This is a genomic window from Pseudomonas sp. MF08831 (genome assembly GCF_059862645.1).
The window spans coordinates 220,000-236,648 of record NZ_JCBCUX010000004.1 but is presented as its reverse complement, the minus strand read 5'-3'; the positions used below and the strand labels follow the sequence as shown (position 1 = coordinate 236,648).

18 protein-coding genes are annotated in these 16,649 nt (G+C 60.8%); 9 read left to right on the top strand and 9 right to left on the bottom strand.

Annotated features, from left to right (window positions below):
• Positions 1–58 precede the first annotated feature (58 nt).
• A complete protein-coding gene (gene mqo, locus AC19YS_RS10140; protein ID WP_124416773.1) occupies positions 59–1,714 on the top strand; it encodes a malate dehydrogenase (quinone) in 1,656 nt (551 codons plus the stop codon).
• 72 nt (positions 1,715–1,786) lie between these two features.
• Here mqo and AC19YS_RS10135 read toward each other — a convergent pair whose 3' ends face one another.
• The gene (locus AC19YS_RS10135) at positions 1,787–2,452 is read right to left on the bottom strand and encodes an NADPH-dependent F420 reductase (RefSeq protein ID WP_106576905.1); all 666 of its coding nucleotides are present in this window, start codon (positions 2,450–2,452) and stop codon (positions 1,787–1,789) included.
• A 99-nt stretch (positions 2,453–2,551) separates the two neighbouring features.
• Between AC19YS_RS10135 and AC19YS_RS10130 the strand changes: the two genes are divergently transcribed.
• Positions 2,552–3,448: a LysR family transcriptional regulator gene (locus AC19YS_RS10130; RefSeq protein WP_500601612.1), complete on the top strand. Its 897-nt coding sequence runs from the start codon at positions 2,552–2,554 to the stop codon at positions 3,446–3,448.
• A gap of 4 nt (positions 3,449–3,452) precedes the next feature.
• Here the strand turns inward: AC19YS_RS10130 and AC19YS_RS10125 are convergent, their stop codons facing one another.
• On the bottom strand, positions 3,453–4,301 hold the full coding sequence (locus AC19YS_RS10125) for a LysR substrate-binding domain-containing protein (RefSeq protein WP_500601610.1): 849 nt from the start codon (positions 4,299–4,301) through the stop codon (positions 3,453–3,455).
• Between the two features lie 98 nt (positions 4,302–4,399).
• On the opposite strand from AC19YS_RS10125, the gene AC19YS_RS10120 reads away from it, so the two are divergent.
• Both AC19YS_RS10120 and AC19YS_RS10115 read left to right on the top strand, forming a co-directional pair.
• The gene (locus AC19YS_RS10120) at positions 4,400–5,299 is read left to right on the top strand and encodes a DMT family transporter (protein ID WP_500601608.1); all 900 of its coding nucleotides are present in this window, start codon (positions 4,400–4,402) and stop codon (positions 5,297–5,299) included.
• A 131-nt stretch (positions 5,300–5,430) separates the two neighbouring features.
• A complete protein-coding gene (locus tag AC19YS_RS10115; RefSeq protein ID WP_106576901.1) occupies positions 5,431–5,760 on the top strand; it encodes a YXWGXW repeat-containing protein in 330 nt (109 codons plus the stop codon).
• A 43-nt stretch (positions 5,761–5,803) separates the two neighbouring features.
• On the opposite strand, the gene AC19YS_RS10110 is transcribed toward AC19YS_RS10115, so the two are convergent.
• The 3 genes from AC19YS_RS10110 to AC19YS_RS10100 form a co-directional block, all read right to left on the bottom strand.
• A complete protein-coding gene (locus AC19YS_RS10110) occupies positions 5,804–6,178 on the bottom strand; it encodes a hypothetical protein (protein WP_106576900.1) in 375 nt (124 codons plus the stop codon).
• A 68-nt stretch (positions 6,179–6,246) separates the two neighbouring features.
• On the bottom strand, positions 6,247–6,642 hold the full coding sequence (locus AC19YS_RS10105) for a type II toxin-antitoxin system VapC family toxin (protein ID WP_500601606.1): 396 nt from the start codon (positions 6,640–6,642) through the stop codon (positions 6,247–6,249).
• Positions 6,639–6,896, bottom strand: a complete 258-nt coding sequence (locus AC19YS_RS10100) for an AbrB/MazE/SpoVT family DNA-binding domain-containing protein (RefSeq protein WP_426179262.1) — start codon at positions 6,894–6,896, stop codon at positions 6,639–6,641. The genes AC19YS_RS10105 and AC19YS_RS10100 overlap by 4 nt, the downstream gene beginning before the upstream one ends.
• Positions 6,897–7,051: 155 nt before the next feature.
• Between AC19YS_RS10100 and AC19YS_RS10095 the strand changes: the two genes are divergently transcribed.
• Positions 7,052–7,444: a RidA family protein gene (locus AC19YS_RS10095; protein WP_106576897.1), complete on the top strand. Its 393-nt coding sequence runs from the start codon at positions 7,052–7,054 to the stop codon at positions 7,442–7,444.
• Between the two features lies 1 nt (position 7,445).
• Here AC19YS_RS10095 and ppnN read toward each other — a convergent pair whose 3' ends face one another.
• The gene (gene ppnN, locus AC19YS_RS10090; protein ID WP_106576896.1) at positions 7,446–8,819 is read right to left on the bottom strand and encodes a nucleotide 5'-monophosphate nucleosidase PpnN; all 1,374 of its coding nucleotides are present in this window, start codon (positions 8,817–8,819) and stop codon (positions 7,446–7,448) included.
• 149 nt (positions 8,820–8,968) lie between these two features.
• Positions 8,969–9,793: an aspartyl/asparaginyl beta-hydroxylase domain-containing protein gene (locus AC19YS_RS10085; RefSeq protein WP_106576895.1), complete on the bottom strand. Its 825-nt coding sequence runs from the start codon at positions 9,791–9,793 to the stop codon at positions 8,969–8,971.
• Between the two features lie 273 nt (positions 9,794–10,066).
• Here AC19YS_RS10085 and fabV point away from each other — a divergent pair, with 273 nt between their 5' ends.
• Positions 10,067–11,260: an enoyl-ACP reductase FabV gene (fabV, locus tag AC19YS_RS10080; protein WP_500601604.1), complete on the top strand. Its 1,194-nt coding sequence runs from the start codon at positions 10,067–10,069 to the stop codon at positions 11,258–11,260.
• A gap of 210 nt (positions 11,261–11,470) precedes the next feature.
• Positions 11,471–12,094, top strand: a complete 624-nt coding sequence (locus AC19YS_RS10075) for an HAD family hydrolase (protein WP_200623168.1) — start codon at positions 11,471–11,473, stop codon at positions 12,092–12,094.
• On the opposite strand, the gene AC19YS_RS10070 is transcribed toward AC19YS_RS10075, so the two are convergent.
• Positions 12,091–12,996 carry a LysR family transcriptional regulator gene (locus AC19YS_RS10070; protein ID WP_106576892.1) on the bottom strand — a complete coding sequence of 302 codons (906 nt, stop codon included), beginning with the start codon at positions 12,994–12,996 and terminating at the stop codon, positions 12,091–12,093. The two genes, AC19YS_RS10075 and AC19YS_RS10070, sit on opposite strands and share 4 nt — an antisense overlap.
• 103 nt (positions 12,997–13,099) lie before the next feature.
• Here AC19YS_RS10070 and AC19YS_RS10065 point away from each other — a divergent pair, with 103 nt between their 5' ends.
• Positions 13,100–14,269: an aspartate aminotransferase family protein gene (locus AC19YS_RS10065; RefSeq protein WP_200623167.1), complete on the top strand. Its 1,170-nt coding sequence runs from the start codon at positions 13,100–13,102 to the stop codon at positions 14,267–14,269.
• A gap of 127 nt (positions 14,270–14,396) precedes the next feature.
• On the opposite strand, the gene punR is transcribed toward AC19YS_RS10065, so the two are convergent.
• Positions 14,397–15,311, bottom strand: coding sequence for a DNA-binding transcriptional activator PunR (punR, locus tag AC19YS_RS10060; protein WP_200623166.1), 915 nt, complete (start codon positions 15,309–15,311; stop codon positions 14,397–14,399).
• 122 nt (positions 15,312–15,433) lie between these two features.
• Here punR and punC point away from each other — a divergent pair, with 122 nt between their 5' ends.
• Positions 15,434–16,618: a purine nucleoside transporter PunC gene (gene punC, locus AC19YS_RS10055; RefSeq protein WP_106576888.1), complete on the top strand. Its 1,185-nt coding sequence runs from the start codon at positions 15,434–15,436 to the stop codon at positions 16,616–16,618.
• The last annotated feature ends 31 nt before the right edge of the window (positions 16,619–16,649 follow it).

Here is a 16,649-nt window from a genome sequence, read left to right as displayed (position 1 = left end):
AGGGTTGCCCATGCTCAGGGGCGGTAGGGCGGATGGCGTTTTATCATAGGTGCTACTGATGTTTAAAAAAGTAAACACTGCCCTGCTGGGGCTGGCTTTGTCGATGGGGATCACCTCCGTTCACGCGGAAGAGGCAAAGAAAGTCGATGTGCTGCTGATCGGCGGCGGCATCATGAGTGCGACCCTGGGTGTATGGCTCAACGAGCTGCAGCCGGACTGGTCGATGGAGATGGTCGAGCGCCTGGATGGCGTGGCTGAAGAAAGCTCCAACGGCTGGAACAACGCCGGTACCGGTCACTCGGCCCTGGCTGAGCTGAACTACACCCCGGAAAACAAGGACGGCACCGTTGAGATCCCGAAAGCGGTCGAGATCAACGAAGCGTTCCAGATCTCCCGTCAGTTCTGGTCCTGGCAGGTCCAGCAGGGCGTGCTGAAGAACCCACGTTCGTTCATCAACTCCACACCGCACATGAGCTTCGTGTGGGGCGATGACAACATCAAGTTCCTGAAAAAACGCTACGAAGCCCTGCAAGCAAGCCCGCTGTTCGCTGGCATGCAGTACTCCGAAGACCCGGCGCAGATCGCCAAGTGGGTTCCGCTGATGATGGAAGGGCGTGACCCGAACCAGAAAATCGCGGCCACCTGGACCCCGATCGGCACCGACGTGAACTTCGGCGAGATCACCCGCCAGTTCGTGGCCCACCTGCAGACCACGCCGAAGTTTGATCTGAAACTGTCGAGCGAAGTGCAGGACATCACCAAGAACGCCGACGGTTCGTGGCGTGTGAGCTACAAAAACCTGAAAGACGGCACCAAGACTGAAACCGACGCCAAGTTCGTGTTCATCGGCGCCGGCGGCGGTGCACTGCACTTGCTGCAAAAGTCGGGCATTCCTGAAGCCAAGGAATACGCGGGCTTCCCAGTGGGCGGTTCGTTCCTGGTGACCGATAACCCAACGATTGCCGAGCAGCACCTGGCCAAGGCCTACGGTAAGGCTTCGGTTGGCGCGCCACCGATGTCGGTTCCGCACCTGGACACCCGCGTGCTGGATGGCAAGCGTGTAATCCTGTTTGGCCCATTCGCGACCTTCTCGACCAAGTTCCTGAAAGAAGGCTCGTACCTGGACCTGCTGACCAGTACCACTACCCACAACATCTGGCCAATGACCAAAGTCGGTATTCGTGAATACCCACTGGTCGAGTACCTTGCCGGCCAACTGATGCTGTCGGATGACGACCGCTACAACGCCCTGAAAGAGTACTTCCCGAACGCCAAGAAAGAAGACTGGCGCCTGTGGCAAGCCGGTCAGCGCGTGCAGATCATCAAGCGTGACGAAGAGCAGGGCGGCGTCCTGAAACTCGGCACCGAAGTGGTCAGCTCCGCCGACAACACCATCGCAGGCCTGTTGGGTGCATCGCCAGGCGCGTCGACCGCGGCTCCGATCATGCTCACCGTGCTGCAGAAAGTGTTCAAAGACAAGGTCGCGACCCCTGAGTGGCAGGCAAAACTGCACCAGATCGTACCGAGCTACGGCACCAAGCTGAATGACAGCCCTGAGGCTGTTGCGAAGGAGTGGGCTTACACTGCCGGCATCCTGCAACTGACCCCACCGCCTGCGATTCCGCAGTTGAACGCGCCAAAGGCAACCGAAGCCACCGAGGCTGCCAAGCCTGCGGCTGAGCCGAGCAAGCCGGCGTCTGACCTGGCGCTGTAAGCCAAAGGTTAAACCGCTGTAAGAAGCCCGCTGAACCGGTCACGGTCAGCGGGCTTTTTTGTGCGCGCGTGTTCAGGCACGCACGCGTTCGACCGGCGGCAGTTCCACCGTGCGTTCGGCAGCTGCTAGCGCCGCAGTCAAACCCGCTTGGTCCAGCGGCACGCAGTACGCAGGTTTTGCCCGCTCAAAACGCCAGCTTTCATCCAGCCCTCCTGCGTCTACGGCGTCGAAACCGAGCTCGTCGAGCAGCTTGATGACCTGCGCCTTCGCTGCGGCGTCATCGGCAGCCACCGGCAGTGCACGGCGGTCGGGCGCGCCGTGGGGGCGGGCGTCTTGCGTCAGGTCGGGGGCAAAAATCGCGTTGAACACCTTGACCACGTGGGAATGCGGTAGATGCTCGGCGAGCAGCCGGCTGGTGGTGGTTTCAAAGCGGTCCAGCACGGCGATATGCCCGTCGCGGTTGGGGTAGTAATTGTTGGCGTCCAGCACCGTTTTGCCTTCCAGCCATTGCGCGGGCACGCTGCGGTAGTGTTCAAACGGAATGGCCACCAGCACGACATCGCCAAACCGGGCGGCGTCCTCGGCACTGCCCACCTCAACGCCGAGCAGGCCGCTGAGCACGCTGCTCATGGTCTGCGGGCCACGAGAATTACTCAGCATCACCTCATGCCCGGCGGCCAGCGCCAGCTGTGCCACGGCCCGCCCGATGAAACCTGCTCCAATCACGCCGATCTTCATGGTCTTGCTCCTCGTAAGTCATCGAGCAGTTATGATGATTGGCAACTGGCTGGCGATAAATAAGCGTTTTGGCGTGGGTGTTGTTACTGGGAGTAGGGAATGATGGACCGTCTTTCAAGCATGCATGCCTTTGTGATGGCCGCCGAGTTGGGCTCCTACGCCCGCGCCGCCGAGCGCTTGAACCTGTCCGCGCAAATGGTTGCCAAGCATGTTGCCGCCCTGGAGCAACGCCTCGGCGCGCGCTTGCTCAACCGCACCACGCGTCGGCAAAGCCTGACCGAGCTGGGGCACGCGTACTACGAACGCTGCAAACATATCCTGACGGAGGCCGAGGCTGCCGATTCGCTCGCCCAGGTCATGAATGACACGCCGCGCGGCAAGCTGAGAGTCACCGCCCCGGTCACCTTCGGTTCCTACAGCCTGATGCCGCTGATTACCGCGTTTTTGCGTGACAACCCGGACGTAGAAATTGACCTGCACCTGACGGATCGTTTCGTCGACCTGGTGGAGGAAGGCTATGAGGCGGCGTTCCGTATCGGCCCTTTGGCCACCACCGGTTTAACGGCCCGGCCCTTGGCACCTTATCGCTTGGCGGTGTGCGCGGCGCCGGCGTATCTGGCGGTGCGAGGGACGCCACAGTGCCCGGCGGACCTGGCGCAACATGAATGCCTGGGCTACGCCTTTTGGTCACGCCCGGCGGACCGTGAATGGGTCTTCCACCAGGGCGCGACGCCCTACACGGTGCAGGTCGCCAGCCGCCTTCAAATCAACGAAAGCCGGGCATTGATGTCGGCGGCACTGGATGGCTTCGGCATCTTGCTGGGCGCCGAAGACTTCCTGCGTCCGGCCTTGGCCCGGGGCGAGTTGGTGCGGGTACTGCCGGCATTTGAGGCGCCCTGCCGCCCCATGCACCTGGTTTACACCGCCAACCGACAGCGCACCGCCAAGTTGCGGCGGTTTGTCGAGGCGGTGCTGGCGCGCTTCGGCCAGGCGTGAGGGCTCAAATGTGGAAGCCCTGTTTTACCTGCGCATACAGATGCAGGGCCAGTGCATTGCTGCTATCGCACAGCAGGTACAGATGATGCACCGGCAGTGGGGGTAACTCGAACCCTGCAATCTTTTGCGTCAGCCCGCTGCCCATGCGGCTTTGTTCGATCAACCCCACCGCCACGCCGCTGCGGATACAGGCCTCGACCGCCGTGGAATTGGGGCTCTCCAGCAATACCCGGTGGTAAATCCCGTGATCCTTCAGCGCCTGCAACGCCGCCGCACGGTACGGGCAGCCGGCAACGGGCACGGTGATCGGCAGCGCCGCATTCGGCGCGCAACTGAAGCCCTCGGCCGCCACCCACAACGGCTGCACTGGCCCCAGGCGTTCGCCCTGAGCCAGCGGTTGTGCGCTGACGGTGATGGCCAGGTCGAGCTGATTGGCCATAAACATATTCAACAGTTCACCGCTGGTGCGCGCTTCGACTTCCAGCTCCAGCAAGGGGTTGTCGGCGATCAAGCGGGGCAAAAACGCCTGCATGAACGCCGGCGCATAGGTATCGGGAATGCCCAGACGAATCTTGCCCTGCATGCGCTGTGGCATCAGCGCGATCAGCAGGCGGTCATGGCTCTTGAGAAACTCGGTGGTTTCGCCGAGCAGTTTCTGACCATACAGGGTCAGCTCCACGCCCTGGTTGCTGCGGCTGAACAGGCGCTGGCCGATTTGCTCCTCAAGCTTTTGAATTTGTGTGGTCACGGTCGATGCGCTGCGGTGCACATGCTCGGCCGCTTCGTTGAAGCGCCGAAAGCGCGCCACGGCGTGAAAAGTGCGTAACAAGTCGATGTTCAGTTGTTTGGCCATGATTCCACTATTGCGAATTTATAGTGCAAGTAATTCAAATATACAGAAGCATGCGCGGCCCTTAGCCTTTCAGTCAACGTGCACTGACGGGAGGCCTCATGACGCGATCAACCTTGAAACGGCTGCTGTTGCAGGTGGCGTTTGTGCTGTCCTGGAGCTCCGGCTACATCGGCGCCAAGTTGGGTACGCAAGGCAGCGGGGCATTCAACCTGCTGTTCTGGCGCTTCCTGCTGGTGTCGGTGTGCCTGGGGCTGTTTTTGAACGTGAAGCTGTTGAAGGTGACCTGGGCTCAGATTCGCCATTACGCCGTGATCGGCTTTCTCTCGCAGTTCCTCTACCTGAGCTGCCTGTATATGGCGATCCAAAACGGATTGCCGCCCGGCATTGCGGCCATCATCGCGGCGCTGCAGCCGTTGATGACGGCGGCATTGTCGACCGGCAGCGCTGCCGAGCGCAGCGGTGGTCGGCAGTGGGTCGGGTTGACCATCAGCTTTGCCGGGGTCTCCATCGTGATCGCCGGGCAGTACAGCAGTGGCGGGCAGAGCGTCGGCTTTGTCATGTATTTGTTGCCACTGGCCGCAGCGCTGGGGCTGACGCTGGCGACCTTGTACGAGCGCCGGGCCGCGCAGCGCCAGGACGCGGGGTTGGTGTTGCCGCTGTTCATCCAGTCGTTGTTCACGCTGATCGGCTTTTCCGGCGCCGTGCTCTATACCGGCACCTTCAGTGTTCCTCATGACTCGGACGTGTTGATCTCTATCGCCTGGCTGACGGTGTTTTCCACATTCGTCGCGTATTTGAGCTTGTGGATGTTGTTGCGGGTAATGACAGCGACCCACGTGGCAGCGCTGGTCTATCTGGAGCCACCGGTCACCCTGGTGTGGGCGGCGTTGATGTTTGGCGATGCGATCCAGGGCTCAACCTACGCCGGCATTGCAGTGGTGGTGGCGGGGCTGGTGCTGGTGCGTCTGAAACAACCGACCGTCGCCTGTACTTCCTGAGGTCCGCAGGTTCAGCAAGCCGACAGACATCACCTGTTAAAAAGAACCCATAGCCAAGCAGGAGCGCGGCTGAAACATGGGGGCATTTTTTACTGGTGCAGGTGCGGGGCGTACGCGCCCGAGGATTTTGTATGTTGCTACGTTATGCGGCATTGGCGGCGGTTGTCGTCGCAGCGTCCGGGTGTGTGCAAGAGCGTGTGGTGCATGAGCGCGGGCCGGTACAGCGTGAGTATGTCGAAGTGGTCGCGCCGCAACCGCCGCCGGTTCAAGTGATCGAGGTCGAACCGGCGCCGCGCTACGGTTATGTCTGGTCACGTGGCTACTGGCGCTGGGCCGGCGGGCGATACGTCGCGGTGCACGGCCATTGGGAGCAAGTGCGCGAAGGCTATCGTTATGTGCATCCGCATTGGGTGCAGCGCAATGACGGTTACCACTGGCAGGGCGGTGGCTGGGTTCGCTGAACCCTGGCCGCAGGCGTGAGCTGGTTGGCGCCTGCAAAAAACACTAGGTCGGCTTTTGGGTACCCAGCAGCCGAACCTCCCGCAGTAACGCGGCACCGAGCTGATCGGTGCCCAATTCCTTGTAGCCCACCGCCTTGATCTCGCCGTTTTCTTCGGCCTGGATGATGATCACCGGCGTTTCCTTGCCGGTGGCTTCGTCCACATGCAGGGCGTACTGGGGAATATCCAGCTTGATCGGCGTGCCCGCTGCCTTGCCTTGCACATTGATCAGGAACGCCGCGCAGCCAGTGTCGACATCCACACTGGTGGCGGGGCGGCCGCTGACGAAGCAGGTTTGCGGCAGATCGGGCCAGGCGATGGTGTCGGCCAGGGTAAAGGTCGGCGTCAGGGCCAAGGCTGCGAGCAAAAGCGTGCGCACGTTGGGTTTCTCTCGATCAAGGGTAGAGGCGGTTTTTACCAAAGCCCGCAATTCACTGCAACGCTGCCTCAGGTCAGGCGTTTCATCCCGGTGGCCTTGGCCGCGTTGAGGTCAAAGGTGGCGGTGTATTCACAGCCTGCCGCATGGGCACAGCGCTCTATCAGGTAGTCGGCAAACTCGGCTTTGCCTGCCGTGAATCGTCGCAGCGCCTGCCAGATGATCTCGGCATGTTCGACGGTCAATTCACGCGTACGCAGCAGCGTTTCCAGAACCGTCACCACGTCACTCTTGGCCGATTGGTAGCAGCTTTGTAACACCCATACCAGTTCCACCACGCACACCTGGCTGACAAAACCCGGCGAAAGCGTGGTGAGCGATTCGATCAGCTCGGACGCCTTCGGCGACTGAACGGGATCATCCTGGGTGACATACCGCACCAGCACATTGGTATCCAGGCCGATCATTGCGCTTTTGCTCCCTGCGCAGCGATGGCGCGGTTCATGTCGTCAATCGACACGGCCTGGGCGGGCTTGCGGATCAACCCCTTGAGGTCATGAACGGTTTTGCTCGCGGCGATGATGGAAAACTTGCCGTCTTCCGTTTCGACAAATTCAACCCGGTCGCCGGTTTCCAGGCCGAGTGCGGTCCTGACTTGGACAGGGATGGTGATTTGCCCTTTTGAAGTAAGTGTGGCGGTCGCCATAGTGAAGATCTCCATCGTAATGTTCCTTACCCTAAGGTAAGGATTGATGAAGGACAAGATCCGTTGGTCCATAGGTCGCTCTGCTGGTAGGCGTGGGTGGGAACAGGTAAAACCCTAGTTCGAAGTTTTCACGTTCACACGCTTTTTAGAGCCCCCAAGAGATACAAGCTATGACCGACCGCCACCGCATCATCCCGCCCGCCATGCAACCCATCGTAGAGCGCGCGGGCTACGTGCCTGCCGTAAAAGTTGGCAACACTTTGTATTGCGCAGGCCAGGTCGGTCGCACGCCGGAATTGGCCGTGATAGAAGACCCCGAGGCGCAATTCATCGCCGCCTGGGAGAACCTGCGGCAAGTATTGGAGGAGGGCGGCTGCCGTTTTGAAGACGTGGTCGACATGACCACGTATCACGTTGATATGAGCCAGCACATGGCGGTTTTTCGCGAGGTGAAAAACCGCCTGTTCCCACGCGGGCATTGCGCCTGGACGACCATCGGCGTGTCAGAACTGGCGCATCCCGGGTTACTGGTGGAAATCAAATGTGTGGCGGTACAGCGCTAATTCATTGCACAACGCGATAGCACGGCACATACGCGGCACCGCCCGGCAGCTTCATGCGGTGCTGGGCGACAAACGCCTGTAGCAGCTCGTCCAGCGGTTTCATGATGGCCGGGTCGCCGTGGATTTCGTACGGGCCGTGCTGCTCGATCAGGCGAATGCCCTTGTCCTTGACGTTACCGGCCACGATCCCCGAGAACGCACGGCGCAGGTTGGCGGCCAGTTCGTGGGGCGCCAGGGCGTGGCTCAGTTGCAGGCTGGCCATGTTTTCGTGGGTCGGGTCGAATGGGCGCTGGAAACCTTCGTCGATCTTCAGCAGCCAGTTGAAGTGGAAGGCGTCGTTGCGCTCGCGGCGGAACTGCTTCACGGCCTTGAGCCCGGCCGTCATCTGGCGCGCGACTTCGGCTGGGTCGTCGATGATGATCTGGTAGTGCGCCTGCGCCGCTTCGCCGAGGGTGGCACCGACGAAGGCATGCAGTTGTTGCAGGTACGGCGCCGCATGTTTCGGCCCGGTGAGGATGACCGGGAACGGCACGTCGCGGTTGTCCGGGTGCATCAGGATGCCCAGCAGGTACAGGAACTCTTCAGCCGTGCCGGCGCCGCCCGGGAAGATGATGATGCCGTGGCCGACGCGCACGAAGGCTTCCAGGCGTTTTTCGATGTCCGGCAGGATCACCAGCTCGTTAACGATCGGGTTTGGCGCTTCGGCAGCGATGATGCCCGGCTCGGTCAGGCCCAGGTAGCGGCCGCCGGTGATGCGCTGTTTGGCGTGGGAGATGGTCGCGCCTTTCATCGGACCTTTCATCACGCCAGGGCCGCAGCCGGTGCACACGTCGAGGCTGCGCAGGCCCAGTTCGTGGCCGACTTTCTTGGTGTATTTGTATTCTTCGGTATTGATCGAGTGGCCGCCCCAACACACCACGATTTTCGGCTCGACACCCGGGCGCAACGTACGGGCGTTGCGCAGCAGGTGGAACACGTAGTCGGTGATGCCCTGGGAATTGCTCAGGTCGATGCGCTGGCTGTCCAGCTCGTTCTCGGTGTAGACGATGTCGCGCAGGGCGCTGAACAGCATTTCGCGGGTGCTGGCGATCATTTCGCCGTCGACGAAGGCGTCGGCCGGCGCATTCAACAGTTCCAGGCGTACGCCGCGATCCTGTTGATGGATACGCACTTCAAAGTCTTTATAGGCGTCGAGGATGGTCTTGGCGTTGTCGATGTGCGCGCCGGTGTTAAGGATGGCCAAAGCGCACTGGCGGAACAACGTGTAGATGCTGCCGGTGCCGGCTTCGCTCAGTTGCTGGACTTCACGCTGGGACAGGGTTTCGAGGCTGCCCTTGGGGCTGACGGAGGCATTGATGACTTGACGTTGGGGCATTCTGATTCCTTGAAAGCACAGCCACCGCACCCGCCAGGGGTGGCGATGGCTGGAGAATGGTGAGCGCCGAACTCGGTCGCACGAGACGCACAGTTTGGCAGGCATGAGGCCGTGCGCAAACTCCGTCCAGCACCATCATGCCGCAGAACTTACTGAATCAGCTTCCAGTTTTTGTAGAAAACCCGACGCAGGGTGAACACCAGCCCGGCAAAGCCCGAGATCACGGCGTTGAGCACGGAGGGCAGCAAGGTCGGCCGCACAATATCGATGAACAGGCAGTAACGCTTGGCGTCGTTCTTGTTGAAGGACGCGTGCATCAGCGTGTCATCGAAGATAAACAGCGGGTCGTCGTGCCAGTAATGCTTGTGTTTGCCCACCTGGATGTAAACACCCTCGTGGTGCGGCGCCGGCGCCATGTTGTAGAGCACTCGGAACATCATGCGCAGCGGGCCGAAGTGGAACGACGTCGAGCGGTTTTCGTTGAACACCGACACCCCGATGGTCTTCACGAACGGCAGTTTTTTGCGCAGCTGCGGGATGTCCAGCGTGGTTTCGATCGGGCGGCCGTACCATTGGAAAAACAACATGCCGCGCTTTTTCTCGGCCATGCGTTCGTCCAGGTAACCGATGATTTCGTCCTTGTGGGCCATGGCGTCGTCGATTACCTGTTGCAGGTCTTCACGCCAGGCGGGCGGCAGGTCGTTCATGGTGTAGACATGGCGGTTGCGCAGGCTGAACAGGTCGAACAGGGTATTGAACGGCGCCAATATCCACGTGTTGCGGCCGTTGCCGACGAAGTATTTCTTGATCGTGTCGCGGTCGTACAGGCCGTTGCGCAGGAAGTCATAAATGCCGCAGAACAGCACCAGCAACAGAAATACCAGGGTGGTGCGCGGGAAGCAGTACATGAACAACAGAACGCCCAGCACCCAGGCGGCTGAGACCAGCTTTTTTTGAACAGCACTTTTACTCATGAAGCATGGCTCCGAACCTGAAACAAAGCGAAACAATGTTGCCATGATAGTGGGTTCCGGCGGCGCTGGGCGTTTTAAATATTGCGAAATTGTGAAGGCCTGGCACAGTTTTTAACCCGCGCGGTGGCGTATCCGGCCTTTTGTTGATTGGATTTTGTAAACAGAAGATTTGCGACTATCGTGACGCTTCGGTTTTTTGGACGTCATAGACCGGTACGATTAAGTTGAATGGCCACCATTGGCCTTCGGCACCTTGGAAGAGGCAGAAATTTTATGATCATCAAACCGCGGGTTCGTGGCTTTATCTGTGTGACCGCTCACCCTGTTGGCTGTGAAGCGAACGTCAAAGAGCAGATCGACTACGTCACCCAGCATGGCGTCATCGAAGGCGGCCCAAAGAAGGTGCTGGTCATCGGCGCCTCCACCGGTTACGGCCTGGCCGCGCGCATCAGTGCTGCGTTTGGCTGCGGCGCCGATACCCTGGGTGTGTTTTTTGAGAAAGAAGGCGAAGAAGGCAAGCTGAGCTCCGCCGGCTGGTACAACAGCGCAGCGTTCGAGAAGTTTGCCGTTGAAAAAGGCCTGTACGCCAAGAGCATCAACGGCGACGCGTTCTCCGACGAGATCAAGCGCCTGACCATCGAAACCATCAAGAAAGACCTCGGCAAAATCGACCTGGCGGTGTACAGCCTGGCCGCGCCACGCCGTACCGACCCGCAAGGCGTGGTGCACACCTCCACCCTCAAGCCGATCGGCAAGGCCGTGACCCTGCGCGGTATCAATACCGACAAAGGCGTTGTGGTCGATACCACGCTTGAGCCTGCGACCCAGGAAGAAATCGACGGCACCGTGAAAGTCATGGGCGGCGAGGACTGGCAGCTGTGGATCGACGCGCTGCGTGACGCCGACGTGCTGGCTGAAGGCGCCAAGACCACCGCCTTCACCTACCTCGGTGAAAAGCTGACCCAGGACATCTACTGGAACGGCTCCATCGGCGAAGCCAAGAAAGACCTCGACAAGAAAGTCCTGACCCTGCGCGACAACCTTGCTGCACTCAAGGGCGACGCCCGTGTGTCGGTGCTCAAGGCGGTGGTCACCCAGGCCAGTTCGGCGATCCCGATCATGCCGCTGTACCTGTCGCTGCTGTTCAAAGTGATGAAAGAGCAGGGTACCCACGAAGGCTGCATCGAGCAGGTCTACGGCCTGTTCAAGGACAGCCTGTACGGCAAAGAGCCGAAACTGGATGCCGACGGCCGCCTGCGTGCCGACCTGGCTGAGCTGGAGCCCAAAGTCCAGGACGCCGTGGCGGCGCTGTGGAACCAGGTGACTGACGACAACGTTAACGAAATCAGCGACTTCGCCGGTTACAAGGCTGAGTTCCTGCGTTTGTTCGGTTTTGAAATCGACGGCGTTGATTACGAAGCTGATGTGAACCCGACCGTGAAGATCAAAGGCCTGATCCAAGCCTAAACACGGTCAAAAAATGTGGGAGCGGGCTTGCTCGCGAATGCGGTATGTCAGTATCAGATACAGGGGCTGACACTCCGCTTTCGCGAGCAAGCCCGCTCCCACATTTGCTTTGTGTGAACTCAAAACCCTCCTAAACGCCATCGCGCTCCCGCCACTGCCCTTAATCTGCCAGACTCCTTCGGCTATCAAGCCACGCTAACGGAGGATCTGATGACGATTCGTGCAGTAGTTTTTGATTTCGGCGGTGTCCTGTTCGACTGGAACCCGCACCACCTGTACCGCCAGCTGATTGCCGACGATCACGAGCGGCAACACTTTCTCGACACCATTTGCACCCAAGCCTGGAACACCGAGCAGGACGCCGGTCGCAGCCTGGCCGAAGGCACGCGCCACCTGATCGAGCAGTACCCGGAACACGCACCCTTGATCCAGGCCTATTACGACCGTTGGCACGAAATGCTGCGCGGCGCGTTGCCAGAAGGTGTGGCGATTCTCGAGGCGTTGCATCAAGCCGGTATGCCGCTGTTCGGGCTGACCAACTGGTCGGCTGAAACCTTTCCCTATGCGCGGGCCAACTACCCGTTCCTGCAGTATTTGCGCGACATTGTGGTCTCCGGCGAGCTGAAGCAAATTAAGCCGGACGCGGCGATCTATCACGCGAGCCTCGGCCAGGTGCGCGCCCATCTGCCGGATATCCAGCCGGGCGAGGTGGTGTTTATCGACGACGTGGCGGGCAATGTCGAGGCCGCCGTCGCCCTCGGTTGGCAAGGTATTCATCACGTGTCGGCCGAGCGTACTGCGGCGCGCCTGCGGGCGTTGGGCGTGGACTTTTAGCGCGCCCATTTTTCCATGGCGAAATCCACAAAGGCGCGCAGCTTGGGCAGGCGGTAGCGGTCCTGTCTGTAAAGCAGGTGCATGGGGCGGCGGGGTAGCGTGTAGGACGTTAACAAGGCTACCAGCTTGCCGCTCTCCAGGTCCGGTTGTACCAGGGCATCGGCCAACATGATGATGCCCATGCCGTTCAGGGCCGCCTGGCGCAGGCCTTGCGAGCTGTTGATGGTCAATGACCCGGACACCGGCACCTCCACCTCGCCTTCCCCGCCAGTCAAGCGCCAGAGTTTGTCGGAGTCGCGCCAGTTGTCGGTCGCGGGGTAGGCGAACGCCAGGCAGTCATGGTGCTGCAGGTCACTGGGTGTCTGCGGCGTGCCGCGGCGTGCCAGGTAATCCGGTGAAGCGCAGAGGGTGAGGGTGTAGGCCTGCATGGGCCGGGCGATCAGGCTGGAGGTTTCCAGCTCACCAAGGCGGATTGCTACGTCGAAGCCGCTGTCGACCAGGTCCATCCGCTCGTTGCTGAGCACCACGTAGAGGTTGATCAGCGGGTAGCGCTGAGAAAATTCGCTCAGGGCAGGCGTCAGGCGTTCGGTGCCGAATACCGGTGGCGCGGTAATGCGCAGGTTGCCCTTGGGCGTTTCGCTGTGGGCCTGCTCCGCCAACACTTCAGAGTCGGCAACCAGCCCCAGTACCTCCAGGCAGCGCTGGTAATACTGCCCACCAAACTCGGTGAGGCTTTGCTTGCGCGTGGTGCGCTTGAGCAGGCTGACGCCCAGGCGCTGCTCCAGGGCGCGGAGGTGATTGCCGACCATGGTGGTCGACATCCCGCATTCCTGCGCGGCGGCCGTCATGCTGCCGCTCTCCACCACCTTGACGTACACCGACATTGCCTGGAACAGATCCATTATCAAGCCTTGGTTTAAAGTCATTACAGGAATGCGCAGTTTATCCAGCTCGGGTGGCTAACGATACTGGTGCCATCACCATGATGCACTGGAGCCTGCCACCATGACCGCCGCCTGCCTGATGACCACGTATCAACCCTTGGCCCTGAGCTTCACCCGCGGCCTGGGTACGCGCCTGTGGGACCAGCAGGGCCGTGAATACCTCGACGCGGTCGCCGGCGTGGCGGTGACCAATGTCGGGCATTCCCACCCTCGGCTGGTGACGGCGATCAGTGAACAGGCGGGCCTGTTGCTGCACACCTCCAACCTCTACAACATTGATTGGCAGCAACGACTGGCCCAGCGCCTGGCACAGTTGTCTGGCCTTGACCGTGCGTTCTTCAACAACTCCGGCGCCGAAGCCAACGAAACAGCGCTGAAACTCGCACGGCTGCATGGCTGGAAAAAGGGCATCGAAGAGCCGCTGGTGGTCGTGATGGAAAATGCGTTTCACGGGCGCACCCTTGGCACCATGGCGGCCAGCGACGGGCCGTCGGTGCGCCTGGGGTTTCAGCGCTTGCCGGGGGATTTTCTCAAGGTCGGGTTTGGCGACCTGGCGGCGCTGGAAGCCATCACGCAACAATTCGGCCCGCGCATTGCCGCGGTGCTGATGGAACCGATCCAGGGCGAGAGTGGCGTGCTGCCAGCGCCGCCCGGCTACCTCAAAGCCCTGCGCGAGCATTGCACGCGCCACGGCTGGCTGATGATGCTCGATGAAATCCAGACCGGCATCGGCCGCACCGGCGCATGGTTTGCTTTCCAGCATGAAGGCATCGTGCCGGACGTGATGACGCTGGCCAAAGGCCTTGGCAATGGCGTGCCCATCGGCGCCTGCCTGGCCCGGGCCGCTGTGGCCCAGCTGTTCACACCCGGCAGCCACGGCAGCACATTCGGCGGCAACCCGCTGGCCTGCCGCGTGGGCTGCACGGTGCTGGACATTATTGAAGAGCAAGGCCTGCTGCAGAACGCCGCGCAACAGGGCGAGCGGCTGTTGGCGCGGCTGCGTGTGGAGTTGAGCGAGCATCCGCAGGTGCTGGCGATTCGCGGGCAAGGCCTGATGGTCGGGATCGAACTGGCACAGCCTTATCGCGATCTGGCCTATCGCGCAGCGCACGAGCACGGCCTGCTGATCAATGTGACGCGCGGCAAGATCATCCGCCTGCTGCCGCCGCTGACGCTGGAGGCCAAGGAGGTGGAGATGATCGTAAGGGCCATCGCCCGCTTATTGGACTGAAACCCGGTAAAAGTGTGGGAGCTGGCTTGCCTGCGATAGCATCACCTCGGTCTGACATTAAGACCGAGGCGCTTGCATCGCAGGCAAGCCAGCTCCCACACATGCCCACATTGAATCCGTGTGACTTTCACAGATCTGGGCCGTTGAGCCACTCCTGATTCATGGTGTCGGTATCGCCCAGGTACTCCAGCAACCAACTCATCGCCGGCGACAATTTGCTCTGCGCCCAGGCCACGCACGATGGGCTGGCCGGGAACGGCCGACGCAATTGCAGCGCGACCAGCTCGCCACATTCGATCCACGGCAACACCTGATGCGCCGGCGCCATGCCCACGCACAGGCCATCGCGCAGGCAATCAAGCGCCGAGGACCAGTTGGGTACCACCAGCCGGCGTTGGTTATCCAGGGTCCAGGTGTCGCGCTTGGGCAGGTTGCGCGAGGTGTCGGTCATGCACAGCGAGGCGAACGGCCGCAGTTGATCGTCACTGAGCAAGCCGTCCAGCGCCGCCAGCGGATGCCTGGCGCTGACCACACACAGCCAGTTCAGCAGGCCCATGTCGCGAAAGGTGAAGTGGCTGGCCACCGGCACCGCGCTGGTGGCGCCGATCACAATGTCGGTGCGTTCATCGGCCAGGGCATCCCATACGCCGTTGTACACCTCGTATTCCAACAGCAATTCCACCTCGGGAAACTGCCGATAGAAGTCCAGCACCAGTTGCCGGCAGCGCTGGGGTTTGACGATGGAATCCACCGCAACCTTCAATTGGCCGCTCCAGCCATTCGCCACCTGCTGGCACAAACGCCGTGTACCGAGCATTTTTTTCATCACGCCGCGGGCTTCGTCTATAAATAGACGGCCGGCCGGGGTCAGCTCCACGTCACGATGTCGCCGCACAAACAGCGGCACCGCCAGCCATTCCTCGAGCTGACGCACCGTATAGCTGATGGCCGAAGGCACGCGGTGCAGTTCCTGGGCGGCCGCGCTGAAGCTGCCGTGGCGCGCCACGGCATCCACCACATCCAGCGAGTATTCGGACCACATGATGTTTGCCTTCAAAATATTTGATAGAGGTGTCCAATTATTATCGCTTCACACCAAAACTGTCAGCTTCATAATGGGCGCCAGTCAGCAAATAGTTTGATGGCAAGTTCAGCAAGGCTTCAATGAAAAATTCTTTTGGTTTCACGTGGTACCTGGCGGGGCTGAGCATGCTCGGTTATCTCGCCATGGATATGTACTTGCCGGCGTTCGGCGCCATGGGCGAGCAGTTGCAGATCAGTGCGGGTGCCGTGGGCGCCAGCTTGAGTATTTTCCTCGCCGGTTTTGCGGTGGGGCAGTTGTTGTGGGGGCCGTTGTCCGACCGCCTCGGGCGCAAGCCGATACTGCTGGCGGGCCTGAGCCTGTTTGTAGTGGGTTGCCTGGGCATGTTCTGGGTCGAAACCGCGCCGCAACTGCTGGCGTTGCGTTTTATGCAAGCGATTGGCGTGTGTTCTGCGGCGGTGAGCTGGCAGGCACTGGTGATCGACCGATATCCGGCCGATAAGGCGCATCGCGTGTTCGCCAGCATCATGCCGCTGATGTCGCTGTCACCGGCCCTGGCGCCGTTGCTGGGCGCCATGGTGTTGAATCACTTCGGCTGGCAGGCGATCTTCGGTGTACTGCTGGGCGTGTCGCTGCTGTTGCTGCTGCCGACGTTGTTGCTGCGCAAAATGCCCAAACGTCGGGCAGAGGAGGGCGAACCTTCGCGCCTCGGTTATGGGCAGTTGCTGACCTCCCGCGTGTTCACCGGCAACGTGATGATCTTCGCTGCCTGCTCGGCCAGTTTCTTTGCCTGGTTGACGGCTTCGCCCTTCATTTTGGGCGACATGGGTTACAGCCCGAATGACATCGGCCTGAGCTACGTGCTGCCGACGTTGGCGTTTCTGATTGGTGGTTACAGCTGCCGCAGCGCATTGCAGCGCTATCAGGGCAAAACCCTGCTGCCCTGGTTACTGGTGGCGTACTGCATCAGCATGGTGGCGTTGTACCTGGTCGCCACGTTGACCGTGCCCACCCTGACCACCTTGCTGATTCCGTTCTGCCTGATGGCGCTGGTCAACGGTGCCAGTTACCCGATCGTGGTGGCGAATGCGCTGATGCCGTTTGCGGAAAATTCCGGCAAGGCAGCGGCACTGCAAAACACCCTGCAGCTGGGGCTGTGCTTTCTCAGCAGCCTGCTGGTGTCGTCGATGATTGACCAGCCGTTGCTGATCACCGTGATTGTGATGCTCGCAACGGCGCCGTTGGCGGTGCTGGGGTATTGGCTGGCGCGGCCGAAGACGGATAACTCGGAACTCGCAAACGCTTAAATCTGCACTGCGATCAAAAATGTGGGAGCTG

Excerpts from the sequence above, each read along its gene's own strand:
- punR (WP_200623166.1), bottom strand. The coding sequence starts at position 15,311 with ATGTGGTCCGAATACTCGCTGGATGTGGTGGATGCCGTGGCGCGCCAC.
- AC19YS_RS10105 (WP_500601606.1), bottom strand. The coding sequence starts at position 6,642 with ATGATCGGCCTGGATACCAATGTGCTGGTGCGGTATGTCACCCAGGAT.
- mqo (WP_124416773.1), top strand. The coding sequence starts at position 59 with ATGTTTAAAAAAGTAAACACTGCCCTGCTGGGGCTGGCTTTGTCGATG.
- ppnN (WP_106576896.1), bottom strand. The coding sequence starts at position 8,819 with ATGCCCCAACGTCAAGTCATCAATGCCTCCGTCAGCCCCAAGGGCAGC.
- AC19YS_RS10100 (WP_426179262.1), bottom strand. The coding sequence starts at position 6,896 with ATGGAGATCTTCACTATGGCGACCGCCACACTTACTTCAAAAGGGCAA.
- AC19YS_RS10135 (WP_106576905.1), bottom strand. The coding sequence starts at position 2,452 with ATGAAGATCGGCGTGATTGGAGCAGGTTTCATCGGGCGGGCCGTGGCA.
- AC19YS_RS10065 (WP_200623167.1), top strand. The coding sequence starts at position 13,100 with ATGACCGCCGCCTGCCTGATGACCACGTATCAACCCTTGGCCCTGAGC.
- AC19YS_RS10070 (WP_106576892.1), bottom strand. The coding sequence starts at position 12,996 with ATGGATCTGTTCCAGGCAATGTCGGTGTACGTCAAGGTGGTGGAGAGC.
- AC19YS_RS10120 (WP_500601608.1), top strand. The coding sequence starts at position 4,400 with ATGACGCGATCAACCTTGAAACGGCTGCTGTTGCAGGTGGCGTTTGTG.
- AC19YS_RS10130 (WP_500601612.1), top strand. The coding sequence starts at position 2,552 with ATGATGGACCGTCTTTCAAGCATGCATGCCTTTGTGATGGCCGCCGAG.
- AC19YS_RS10095 (WP_106576897.1), top strand. The coding sequence starts at position 7,052 with ATGACCGACCGCCACCGCATCATCCCGCCCGCCATGCAACCCATCGTA.
- punC (WP_106576888.1), top strand. The coding sequence starts at position 15,434 with ATGAAAAATTCTTTTGGTTTCACGTGGTACCTGGCGGGGCTGAGCATG.
- AC19YS_RS10075 (WP_200623168.1), top strand. The coding sequence starts at position 11,471 with ATGACGATTCGTGCAGTAGTTTTTGATTTCGGCGGTGTCCTGTTCGAC.
- AC19YS_RS10085 (WP_106576895.1), bottom strand. The coding sequence starts at position 9,793 with ATGAGTAAAAGTGCTGTTCAAAAAAAGCTGGTCTCAGCCGCCTGGGTG.
- AC19YS_RS10125 (WP_500601610.1), bottom strand. The coding sequence starts at position 4,301 with ATGGCCAAACAACTGAACATCGACTTGTTACGCACTTTTCACGCCGTG.
- AC19YS_RS10115 (WP_106576901.1), top strand. The coding sequence starts at position 5,431 with ATGTTGCTACGTTATGCGGCATTGGCGGCGGTTGTCGTCGCAGCGTCC.
- fabV (WP_500601604.1), top strand. The coding sequence starts at position 10,067 with ATGATCATCAAACCGCGGGTTCGTGGCTTTATCTGTGTGACCGCTCAC.